Source organism: Nocardia sp. NPDC058666 (assembly GCF_042714895.1).
GTDB lineage: Bacteria > Actinomycetota > Actinomycetes > Mycobacteriales > Mycobacteriaceae > Nocardia.
Window position 1 is genome coordinate 558,677 of sequence record NZ_JBHXRY010000001.1, and the last position, 10,717, is coordinate 569,393.

The 10,717-nt window shown below is 65.6% G+C and carries 10 protein-coding genes; 5 read left to right on the top strand and 5 right to left on the bottom strand.

The window, feature by feature from the left end:
- Positions 1-208: 208 nt before the first annotated feature.
- Positions 209-1,570 carry a cation:dicarboxylate symporter family transporter gene (locus tag ACFWVD_RS02475; protein WP_379240138.1) on the bottom strand — a complete coding sequence of 454 codons (1,362 nt, stop codon included), beginning with the start codon at positions 1,568-1,570 and terminating at the stop codon, positions 209-211.
- A 166-nt stretch (positions 1,571-1,736) separates the two neighbouring features.
- On the opposite strand from ACFWVD_RS02475, the gene ACFWVD_RS02480 reads away from it, so the two are divergent.
- Positions 1,737-3,224 carry an ATP-binding protein gene (locus tag ACFWVD_RS02480; RefSeq protein WP_379240948.1) on the top strand — a complete coding sequence of 496 codons (1,488 nt, stop codon included), beginning with the start codon at positions 1,737-1,739 and terminating at the stop codon, positions 3,222-3,224.
- Here ACFWVD_RS02480 and ACFWVD_RS02485 read toward each other — a convergent pair.
- Positions 3,190-4,410, bottom strand: a complete 1,221-nt coding sequence (locus tag ACFWVD_RS02485) for an RNA-guided endonuclease InsQ/TnpB family protein (protein WP_379240139.1) — start codon at positions 4,408-4,410, stop codon at positions 3,190-3,192. The genes ACFWVD_RS02480 and ACFWVD_RS02485 overlap by 35 nt on opposite strands.
- A 38-nt stretch (positions 4,411-4,448) precedes the next feature.
- Here ACFWVD_RS02485 and tnpA point away from each other — a divergent pair, with 38 nt between their 5' ends.
- Both tnpA and ACFWVD_RS02495 read left to right on the top strand, forming a co-directional pair.
- Positions 4,449-4,844: an IS200/IS605 family transposase gene (gene tnpA / locus ACFWVD_RS02490; protein ID WP_379240140.1), complete on the top strand. Its 396-nt coding sequence runs from the start codon at positions 4,449-4,451 to the stop codon at positions 4,842-4,844.
- Between the two features lie 48 nt (positions 4,845-4,892).
- Positions 4,893-5,609: a response regulator gene (locus ACFWVD_RS02495; protein WP_379240141.1), complete on the top strand. Its 717-nt coding sequence runs from the start codon at positions 4,893-4,895 to the stop codon at positions 5,607-5,609.
- Here ACFWVD_RS02495 and ACFWVD_RS02500 read toward each other — a convergent pair.
- The 3 genes from ACFWVD_RS02500 to ACFWVD_RS02510 all read right to left on the bottom strand — a co-directional run bounded on the left by ACFWVD_RS02500 (position 5,593) and on the right by ACFWVD_RS02510 (position 9,167).
- On the bottom strand, positions 5,593-6,921 hold the full coding sequence (locus ACFWVD_RS02500) for a cytochrome P450 (RefSeq protein ID WP_379240142.1): 1,329 nt from the start codon (positions 6,919-6,921) through the stop codon (positions 5,593-5,595). The two genes, ACFWVD_RS02495 and ACFWVD_RS02500, sit on opposite strands and share 17 nt — an antisense overlap.
- A gap of 104 nt (positions 6,922-7,025) precedes the next feature.
- Positions 7,026-7,739, bottom strand: coding sequence for a TIGR03089 family protein (locus ACFWVD_RS02505; RefSeq protein ID WP_379240143.1), 714 nt, complete (start codon positions 7,737-7,739; stop codon positions 7,026-7,028).
- Between the two features lie 3 nt (positions 7,740-7,742).
- Complete coding sequence (locus ACFWVD_RS02510; protein ID WP_379240949.1) at positions 7,743-9,167, bottom strand: LCP family protein; 1,425 nt, start codon at positions 9,165-9,167, stop codon at positions 7,743-7,745.
- 628 nt (positions 9,168-9,795) lie between these two features.
- On the opposite strand from ACFWVD_RS02510, the gene ACFWVD_RS02515 reads away from it, so the two are divergent.
- Together ACFWVD_RS02515 and ACFWVD_RS02520 are read left to right on the top strand one after the other, a co-directional pair.
- A complete protein-coding gene (locus ACFWVD_RS02515) occupies positions 9,796-10,065 on the top strand; it encodes a hypothetical protein (protein WP_379240144.1) in 270 nt (89 codons plus the stop codon).
- 125 nt (positions 10,066-10,190) lie between these two features.
- Complete coding sequence (locus ACFWVD_RS02520; protein WP_379240145.1) at positions 10,191-10,700, top strand: DUF3558 domain-containing protein; 510 nt, start codon at positions 10,191-10,193, stop codon at positions 10,698-10,700.
- Positions 10,701-10,717 lie beyond the last annotated feature (17 nt).

Consider the following 10,717-nt stretch of genomic DNA (forward strand, 5'->3'; position numbering starts at 1 on the left):
TACTTCCCCGCCACCGACGCGGCAGAAGCTGGGGAATTTGAGTACATCACGACTGCCCGTAATACTTTGCAATGCTGTGGGTTTGACCGTGCCCCACACCGACGCTGCGTAGTGCAAGAACAATCTGTTTCTGTTTCACCCTGCGCGCGGTAGCGCTGCGGGACGCGAAATGCCCCGCGAAATTTCATCGCGGGGCATTTCGACAGTTCTACTTCGCTTCGACCGCCTGTGCTGGAACAGGTTTGGTGAGTTTGACTTGATCGATCTCGTGATCGTCGACCATCGTCTCCTCGTCGAACGGCAGTTCGCGATCGAGTACGCGCTTGGTCCGGTCGGCGTCCACCGTCTTGGTCCAAGTGCCGATCAGCAGCGTGGCCACGGCGTTGCCCGAGAAGTTGGTCAGGGCGCGGGCTTCGGACATGAAGCGGTCGATGCCGACGATCAGGCCGACCCCGTCGAGCAGGTCGGGCCGATGGCTTTGGAGGCCGCCTGCGAGGGTGGCAAGGCCTGCGCCGGTGACGCCCGCGGCACCCTTCGAGGCGATGATCATGAACAGCAGCAGGCCGATCTGTTCGCCCAGGTTCAGTGGTTTGCCCATGGCGTCGGCGATGAAGATCGAGGCCATGGTGAGGTAGATGGCGGTGCCGTCGAGGTTGAACGAATAACCGGTGGGCACAACAACTCCCACGGTCGTCTTCTCCACGCCCGCGTGTTCCATTTTCGCGATCAGTCGCGGCAGGGCCGATTCCGACGACGAGGTCGCCACGATCAGCAGGTATTCGCGCGACAGGTAGCGGCACAGTTTCAGAATCGAAACACCCGACACCATCCGCAGGATCACGCCCAGCACACCGAACACGAAGACCAGGCAGGTCAGGTAGAACGCGATCATCAGTGTCGCCAACTGCACCACCGCCGACCAGCCGGTGCGCCCGACCACGTTGGCGATCGCGCCGAACGCGCCGATCGGGGCCAGCCACAGGATCATCGACAGGATCCGGAACACCAGCTTCTGCATCAGCGAGACCGCGCGCAGGATCGGCGCGCCGACCTCGCCCATCGCCTGCACCGCGAACCCGACCAGCAGGGCCACGAACAGCGCCTGCAGCACGCTGCCCGCGGTCAGCGAGGACACCAGCGTGGTGGGCACGATGTTCTGGATGAAGTCCCACGTGCCGCCGGCGCTGTGCGCCTGATCGGCGTACTTGGCACCCACACCCGAGGCGCCGACGTTGAGCCCTTCGCCCGGATCGATCAGGTTGCCCACGACCAGGCCGATGCCCAGCGCCACCGTCGACATCACCAGGAAATAGCCGATGGCCAGGCCACCGACCTTGCCGACCGTGGCGGCGGCGCGCACCGAACCGATACCCAGGACTATCGTGCAGAAGATCACCGGCGCGATCATCATCTTGATCAGGTTCACGAATAGGGTGCCCAGCGGCGCCAGTGACTGACCGAACTCGGGTGCCACCCGGCCGACAATGACGCCGGCCACGACGGCGATGATCACCGCGATGTACAGCCAGTGGGTATGGTCGCGTTTCCGCGCTGCGGTGGTATCGCTCATGCGCACCAGCGTGAGCCACTATTGTGACGGCCGTCTCTTTGGTCCATAAGTTTCATTACGATGCATAACGTTCAATCAGATCCAGGTCGGAGGCAAGAGAGTGCGACGAGGACGACTGTCGCTCGCGGGACAGGCCTTCGTATGGCAGTTGGTGGTGTTGGCGCTGATGATCGCGGCCAGCACGCTGCTGGCTGTGCTCGATGCCAGGCGCGACCACGATGTGGCCGCGGAACTGCAGGTCAGGGACGTGGCAGTGACGGTGGCCCGGTCGCCGTCGACCTTGGCCGCGGTGAACTCGCCGTACCCCAGCGGCCTGCTGCAGCCGACCACCGAGCGGATCAGAGCCGCCACCGGCGTGGACTTCATCGTCGTGATGGCGCCCGACCGCACGCGCTACACCCACAGCAACCCTGACCTGATCGGCAAGCCGTTCGTCGGCAGCATCGACGGCGCGCTGGCCGGGCAGACCCTGACCGAGACGTTCACCGGCACGCTTGGTCCCTCGATCCGCGCGGTCACGCCGGTGTACGACAACGGCCGGGTGGTCGCGCTGGTCTCGGCCGGGGTCACCAGGGCCAAGATCAGCACGCAGGTCGCCTCCCAGTTGCCGCTGATCCTCGGGGTGGCAGCGGTGGGTCTGGCGCTGGCCGCGCTGTCGGCGTTCCTGATCAGCCGCAGGCTGCGCAGGCAGACCCACGGACTCGCGCCCGACGAACTGCGGGCGATGTACGAGCACCACGACGCGGTCCTGCATTCGGTGCACGAGGGCCTGATGGTGTTCGGCGCGCAGTCCGAGGCGGCGGAGGTGGTCAACGACCAGGCGCGCACGCTGCTGGACCTGCCCGACGGCCCCGTGTACCGCGGCGACCTTCCCGTGTCGTTGCAGCAGATGAGCGACGGTGTGGTGCGCGACGAGACGCACGTGACCACCGACCGGGTGCTGCTGGTGAACCAGGACCTGGTGAGCTGGGAGGGCCGCGAGATCGGCACCGTGCTCACCATCCGCGATCAGACCGAGTTGCGCGCGGTGCTCGGCGAGCTCGATTCGGTGCGCGGGTTCGCGGAGTCGCTGCGCGCGCAGGCGCACGAGGCGGCCAACCGGCTGCACACCGTGGTCACCATGGTCGAGCTGGGCCGCCCCGATGAAGCGGTGGCCTTCGCGACCGAGGAACTGCAACTGTCGCAGGTGCTGATCGACCGACTGCTGGCCGCGGTCGGTGACGCGGCGCTGGCCGCGCTGCTGCTGGGCAAGGTCGATCAGGCGGCCGAGCGTGGAGTGAGCCTGGCGATCAGCGAGGACACCGCGCTGGACTCCACCGATCCGCTGTCCGCGCACGAGACGGTCACCCTGATGGGCAACCTGGTCGACAATGCGATCGACGCCGCGTCGGGCACGGTCGACAAGCGCGTGGAGGTATCGGTGTGTCACCGTGACGGCGCGCTGTGGGTGCGGGTGTCCGACAGCGGGCCCGGCATGTCCGCGCAGATGTTCTCCCGCGCCGCCGAGCGCGGCTACACCACCAAGTCCGATCACGCGGGCCTCGGCCTCGCACTGGTGCACCGCCTCGTCGATCGACATGGCGGCACCATCACCACCACGGCCGCACCACACAGCGCGGTCATCGTTCGCATTCCGTTGAGGGAGAAGTCTTAGCCCTTCCCAAGACCGAAGTCGCAGGATTCCCAGCTCGGACCGCACCACACGCACCCAAAGGAGGAGGCGAGCAGTGTCTTACGTCGTCACCACTGACACGGTCGAGTTCTACCGTGGCCAGGATTACCCTGGCAGCGTTGCGGTCGCGATCTGCGGTGTGCCCACAGTGCTCGCACCGAAAGATCCTTTCGCCCAACGCAAGCCGCTGCTTGGCTCTCGCAGAACAGCTTGCGCAGGTCATAGTCGTAAATGCAGGCGGCACCAACACCACTCTCCGGGCCGCCCGCGTACCGCGTTCGATCAGTTCGCGTTTCGCTGCCCCAATCGCCGCATCGGCGGCCTTCTTTGCCATCGTCGACCGTGCAAGGAACCGAGGTTTGAAATCCTCGACCGCGATCGTGTGATGGTTAGCAACAACCGCGCGCGCCCACACTCGCGCTGCATGCGTGTTCTGCCTGGCAGCCTTCTTGTGCAGGCGGGCGGCTTCCCGACGGGCTACGATGTATCCGCGCGATGCGGCTTGGCCACGAGGACCACGGCGGCGAGCCATCTTCCGTTGTGCGCGAGCGAGTTCCGCCGCACATCGATGCCGGTGTCCTGGATACGCCAGATCAAAAGCGGGGTTTGTGGTCGTTGCGGTGGTTGCAACACCCCAGTCAATACCGATCGAACCCGTCGCGGAAGCAGCGGGACTGAGTGGGCGGCGGGTGACAAACGACGCATACCAGTGACCCAAGGAATCCTTGAATACGCGAACAGAGGTCGGTGGCGACGGCAGTTTCCGCGACCACACCACCGGGATGGAAACCTTATTCGGCAACCGCAATCTGCCGTCTCGGACGGTGAACCCACGCGTGGTGTACTCCATCGACGGCAACGAAGTCTTGCGAGACTTGACCTTTGGTCTGCGCGTTCCTTTCACCTTGAACGATCGATCCAGGGCAGCAGCGTAGGTTCTCAGCGTCTGCTGTTGAGCGACTTGAGATCCTTCCCGCAACCACGGTGTGCGGGAACGTATTTCGGTGAGCATTTTCGACAGTCGCACGAATGTCGGCCTGGAGCCGCTTCGCTGCTGATGCACGGCTTCGTTCCACAGAAATCGGCATCGGTGCCATTCAGCCTCGAGCGTCCGCGTCGCCTGCACGCCGGGGCGCAAGCGATAGGTGTAGCGCACAATCTCGTCCACACCGTGAACTATACAGCTGCATGCTATATAGTCAATGTGTGGATGGGATCCAATCGAACAATCATGTCGTCTACCGCTGCATCTACGACGTCATCTGGTGCCCGAAATACCGACGACCAGTCATCAGCGGACCAGTGGAACAACGTCTCGCACAGATCGTCGAAGAGGTATGCGCCGAGCGCGCTGGTTCGATCGTCAGACTCGAAACCATGCCCGACCAAGTCCACCTTCGAGTCGGATGCGATCCCCAGTACGGCATTCACCGACTCGTCAAACAGATCAAGAGCCGCTCCTCACGGCTCCTGCGCGACGAATTTCCAACACTCAAATCCCGGCTCCCCACCTTGTGGACCAACTCCTATTTTGTCGCCACCGTCGGCGGCGCGACCCCGGAAGAAGCTGCACATTATGTCGAGAATCAACGAACCGCGTGAGTCTCACACCCCACGCCCATTGGTGCAGGTCCGACCAGGGCAATCCCGATGATCCGGGTCCTTATCGTCGAGGACGAGCCGTTGATCGCCCAGGCACATCGGGCGTATCTGGAACGGCTCGACGGGTTCGTCACCGGCGGGGTGGTCCACAACGGCCGTGACGCGTTGCGGATCGCCGCCGACGCGATCGCGCAGGGCACGCCGTTCCACCTGGTGCTGATGGATATCGGGCTGCCCGATATCAGCGGTCTCGATGTGGCCGCGGCGTTGAACGGGTTGCAGCCGCGTCCCGATGTCATCGCGATCACCTCCGCGCGCGAGCTGAACATGGTGCGCAGCGCCGTGGCGCATGGTGTGGTGCTGTACCTGCTCAAGCCGTTCACCTTCGCCGCCTTCCGCGAAAAGCTGGAACGCTACCGCGATTTCGACACCGCCCTGCCCGCGGGCGAGGCGGCGCTGTCGCAGTACGACATCGACCGCGCCCTGGGTGCCCTGCGCACCGCCGACCAGAAGGCCGGCGCGCCCAAAGGCGTTGTGCAGCACACCCTCGAGGAGGTCTCGCGCGCGGTGCGCTCGGCCGAAGCCGGCATCACCGCCACCGATGCCGCTGCCGCCGTTGGGGTTTCACGAATCACGGCGTGGCGGTACCTCGAGAAGCTGGCCGACGACGGTTTGGCCGAGCGCCGCGCCGATTACGGCCGCGCCGGTCGCCCGAAGACCCGCTACCGCTGGCGTGCGAGCACCCCACTCACGCCGGACGCGTAGCCCCGGCCAGGTCGTCGGGGGCCTGCGTGCGCGCGACCGGTCCGAGGTCGACCGGCATGTGCTCGAAACCGTGCAGCGTGAACAGGTTTCGACGCACCGGTTCGCCGCGTAATCGCAGGTTCGGGTAGCGGGTGTAGAGCGCGCGCAGGGCGTGCACGGCTTCCATTCTGGCCAAGCTCGCGCCCAGGCACGCGTGGATGCCGCTGCTGAATGCCAGGTGCTCTTTGACATTCGGGCGGTCGATATCGAACCGGTGCGGGTCGGGGAAGACGGCCGGGTCACGGTTGGCGCCGGCCAGCGACAGGATGACCGTGCTCATCGCAGGCACCCGCTCCCCCTCGATCTCGACATCCTCGAGTGCCTGCCGGGCGGTGGTCTGCACCGGCGGATCGAACCGCAGCGTCTCCTCCACGACATCGGGCCACCGTTGCGGATCGTTCTGGGCCAGTGCGAGCTGGTCGGGATGGGCCGACAACGCGGCCACCGCATTGCCGATCAAATTCACGGTCGTCTCGAAACCCGCCCCCATCAGCAGACCCGCGCCCGCCTGCAGTTCCGGCAGACTCAAGTCACCGGACCTGACGAGGGTGGACAGGATGTCCTCGCCCGGTGCGCGGCGCAGCGTGGCGATGTGGTCGGCGAGGAAGTCGTCCATGTCCTCGATCGCGCTCATCGCGCCGCGGTAGGACTTCCACGAGGTGCCGATATCGAGCAGCGGTGTCACCTTGTCGCCCCATTCGAGGAACCTGTCCCGGTCCGCGGGCGGGAAGCCGAGCATCTCGGCGATGATCGCGATCGGCACCCTGGCGGCGAAATCGGTGATCAGATCGACCGAGCCGTCCGCGGGCATCGCGTCCAGGAGTTCGGCGGTGACCACCTCCACCCGGTCGCGCAACCTGGCGATGGCGCGCGGGGTGAACGCCGAGGCCACCGGCTTGCGCATCCTGGTGTGCTCGGGCGGATTGATGACCAGCATCGACGGTGGCTCAACAGGATTGGGCGGCACCGCGACCCGCTCGGCGAGCTTGCGCCACGGGGCGGGCAGCTCTTCGCCCAGAGCAGGCCGTACCCCGAATCGGGGGTCGCGCAGAATCGCCCGCACCGGCGCGTGGTCGAACGCGGCATACGACAGCGGCGTCCTGCGCAATCCGCCCGACCCACGCAGTTCGTCGATCAGCGGATAGGGATCGTGTAATCCCCGTCGACCGCTGAGCAAGGTCGCGAACGGATCACCCTTGCGCGCCTGCCGTCGCAGAATCGCCCGCGGTGCCCCGTGCTCGGCCGACCATCGAACCCAGTACTTCGCGATCATCGCCACCCCTGCCCTAGAAGTCGAACACTGACTTCCACAGTACGGGCGGGGTGTGACAGACAACACGTACTCGGGGTGGACCCGAACCGATACCCAGGTAGGAGCTAGCGGCGAACGGTCACCTTCTCGGTGACCACCCGATGTTCCACGGCGGCGGGATCGGGATTGACCACCTGCACCAGCGAGGCCCCCGCGAACAGCACCGCGACGAACCCGTCGATCAGTTCCTCCACGGTCTCCCACGGCGTACTCGACAACACCCGGTCACCGGCGGAAAACCCTTGCAGCGCAGCGGATTTCCGCGCCATTGCGAGCACCTGATCCACCGAGAGACCATCGATGGCCGCGCGAAAACCGCCGGGCAGGAACTGATCTCCGTGCACCCGCACCGCCGTCGCGAAATCGGTGACGCCCACGGGCAGGTCGCGCACGGGCGTGCCCATCGCGTCCAGTGACAGCACCGCCACCTCGCCGACGCCGTCGGCATCGTCGATCCGGTCGGGGGTCACCAGCGCGAGGTCGGCGTCGGGGTCGGGCTGCAGCACCACTTCTGTTCCCGCCCACCAGCATCCGAGCAGCACCGCGGCGGTCTGCCAGTGCGCGGGCAGCAGCACCGCGACCCTGGCGCCGGGGGTGAGCGCGAATTCGTCGCGGATCAGGTTGGCGGTCTTGGCGGCCCAGTTGGCCAACGTCAGGCCCGACAGTTCGATCCGGGCACCGGTGGCGTCGTCGTACCAGGTGACGCGCGGTCCGGCGGGATCGCGTTCCAGGATCGGGTCGAGCAGGGCGTCGGTCAGGGTCGAATTCGGCTCACGCATGGGTCAATTCACACATTTCGGTCCGTTCTGGCCTGCGTCGATCGGCGGGGCGGGCGGTATCGGGGAGGCGGTCGCCGAGGATGTCTGGTCGAGATCGAACATGCCTGCCGCGGCCGAGCCCGGACCAGAGTAGTCGCTTGCCACGACCACGCTCACCGTATCCGCCGACAGTGTCGGATCCGCGACCACGGTGAGTCCGCCCAGTGCCTCCGCGACGGCCGCCGCTTTCGGGTTGTCGGTGTCGGCGGCCAGCACGCGACTGGAATTCACGCTGCCGCCGGTGTAGTTGCCGACGGTGCCCTCGGCGAAACCCTTGCCGGTCAAGGCCGCTGACACCTTGCCCGCGAGACCGGTGGCGCCACCGGCGTTGAATACGCTGACCGTCACCGTCGAGTGGTCGAACTTCGGCGCGTCGTCGGCGGGGGCCGGTTCCTTCTTCTCCCCGACCAGATCCGCGACGAAACTCTGCACGGCCTTCGGGTCGACCTTGACCACCGATTCCCCGTCGGCGGTCGTGCTGTTGAGATCGGCCACCGGGATGGTCTCGAATTCGACCTTGCCGCCGGACAAATCCTTGAGCTGCTGCAGGAAGGCCAGCACGTCCCAGTCTTCGTCGAGCACCACCGTGCGCCCGACCGCCTCGCTGATCTCGCTGAGCTTGCCCGGATTGGCCAGGGTTTTGGCGTTGAGCAGCTGACCGACCAGTTGCGCCATGAACACCTGCTGACGCACGATCCGGTCGATGTCACCGCGCTCGAGATTGTGCCGCTGCCGCACGAAACTCAGCGCTTCCTGACCGTCCAAACGTTGCTGCCCGGCGGGGAAGTCCGCGCCCGACATCGGTTCGTCCACCGCCTGATTCAGACATACTTCGACGCCGCCGACCGAGTCGGTGAGCAGCACGAAGCCCAGCAGGCTCACCTCGGCGTAGTGGTCGACGGTGATGCCGGTCAGGTTGGCCACGGATTTGATCAGTGCCTGCCTGCCCGCGGCGGTCGATTCCTTCTCTGCCTCGGTTTCGGACTTGCCGTCTGCGAGCAGTTCGGCACGTTCGGTCTCCTTGGTGGAGCCGTAGGCGGAGTTGATCTTGGCCTTACCCTGGCCGCCGATGTCGACGTAGGCGTCGCGCGGGATGGAGATCGCGGTGGCCGAGCGGCCGTCGTTGGGCACGCGGATCAGCACGATGGTGTCGGTGTTGGTGCCCACTTCGTCGCCCGCGTGCAGCATGGCTTTTTCGGCGCTGGTGAGTGGGTTTCCGTGCGCGTCGGTGCGGCTGTCCACGCCTACGAGCAGGATGTCGACGGCGCCGTCGCGGCCACCACCGAGGCCGAGGCCGCCGATCCGGTCGATGTTGGCGATCAGGTTGTCCACACTGCGCCAGGCGAATCCGGTCAGGCACAGCACCAGCACCGCCGAGATCGCCACCATGAGTTTGGCCGGGCCGAAGGCGCCCGCAGGCGTGCTGACCGGTCTTGTCGACTCTCGCACTCGTGCATCCTCTCGACGAACTCCGCGCCCGGTCCGCTACTCCCCGGCAAACACCGCCCTTGAGGTTACCCCGAGGTCGCCCGCAGACGCCGATCGTGATCGGCGTGGATGCCGGGATTACGACCCAGTACACGCGTTCGCCTGCGGAGATGGTGTGAGACCGCCCCGCAGCTGATTTCGGGAAGGCAATTGTCTGTGAAACAGGACTACCCTGCCTTGGGGCAGGGAATCTCCGTTTGTCGGGGCTGGGTGAAATCAAGATCGCACTTGTCATCTTCATTTGATGCGAATCGGCTGGGCGGGTTGAACTTTCGACCGCGTGCCGCTGACCAGTACGAACGATGGATCTGACCGCCGTCAACAGCCGCTGACCCAGACGAAGGGTCCGGGTGCTCGGCGCGTCGAACCTCGAACAAGTAGCCGAATCCAGCGTGCGCGGGTGCCTACAGTGTGAGCTGCGGTCCAAGCGCCGCGATCGCCCCTTCGCGATACGATCCCGAGTGCTGCCGAGAGTGTGGGGCCGCATCAGCGCCGGGGGCACCGGTATCCGGGGGAGGGAGTATCGGGCATGGATCCGAATCAGATCAGGGCGATTCATCAAACATGGGAGTCGGTACCCGCCGAACTCGACGCGGCGACACAGGTCGTCGCCGCCGGAATCGAGGATTCCACGGCAAACGGGTGGGGAGGCGACGCTGCGGGCGTGTCCACGCTGGCGCTCGCGGGGTTCTTGTTGTCCGCGCGGAACCTGGTTGATCAGGCCGCACAGGTCACCGTACCGGCGAAGCTGACCCGCACCGCGATCGAAAGCGCCCATGGAGCAGGTCGGGAGAATTGATCGCGAATCGAGGGAACCGAAGCACAGCCGGGCGCGTCCAAGATAGTAGAAGGAACTTCTCGGCTCGGATCGAAGGTGGCGTAGTGGAGCGAAGTGCAGTTACCGCAGCAGTGGCTGCGCTGGCAGTGTTCACCGCCGGATGCAGCTCCGCGGGCAACACTCCAGCCCCGGAAAGTACCTCCACTGCAACATCATTGGCTGCAGAGGTGCCCATCGGGTACAACCCGTGTACAGACGTGCCTGCAGCGGTCATGGCCGCCGAACGGCAGGAGTCCACCGGTCGCGCTGACGCTGACGCTCCGAACGGCGTCAAGTGGCGGGGCTGCGGCTGGGTGATGAACACCGGAAGCGGCTACGGCGTGCGCATTCGAACGACGAACCTCACGCTGTCCATGGTCCGCGACCGAAACCTCCCAGACACTCACGAGTTCGTGATCGAGTCCCGCCAGGCGGTGTCGACTCGGCGGGAGAACGATGACACCGGGTGCTGGGTGAACGTCGAGATGAAGGGCGGCACTCTCGAGTTCTTGATCGATAACCCGAAGTCCAACAAGGACACCGGGCAAATCGATGCGTGCCAGATCGCGAAGGATCTGGCAGTGAAGGTCGTACCGTCCATACCAGCCAGTGCCTGAGCGCGAGCATTACGAAG

Coding starts and splice junctions, on each gene's coding strand:
- ACFWVD_RS02475 (WP_379240138.1), bottom strand. CDS start 1,570: ATGAGCGATACCACCGCAGCGCGGAAACGCGACCATACCCACTGGCTG.
- ACFWVD_RS02480 (WP_379240948.1), top strand. CDS start 1,737: ATGATCGCGGCCAGCACGCTGCTGGCTGTGCTCGATGCCAGGCGCGAC.
- ACFWVD_RS02495 (WP_379240141.1), top strand. CDS start 4,893: ATGATCCGGGTCCTTATCGTCGAGGACGAGCCGTTGATCGCCCAGGCA.
- ACFWVD_RS02500 (WP_379240142.1), bottom strand. CDS start 6,921: ATGATCGCGAAGTACTGGGTTCGATGGTCGGCCGAGCACGGGGCACCG.
- ACFWVD_RS02505 (WP_379240143.1), bottom strand. CDS start 7,739: ATGCGTGAGCCGAATTCGACCCTGACCGACGCCCTGCTCGACCCGATC.
- ACFWVD_RS02510 (WP_379240949.1), bottom strand. CDS start 9,167: ATGGTGGCGATCTCGGCGGTGCTGGTGCTGTGCCTGACCGGATTCGCC.
- ACFWVD_RS02515 (WP_379240144.1), top strand. CDS start 9,796: ATGGATCCGAATCAGATCAGGGCGATTCATCAAACATGGGAGTCGGTA.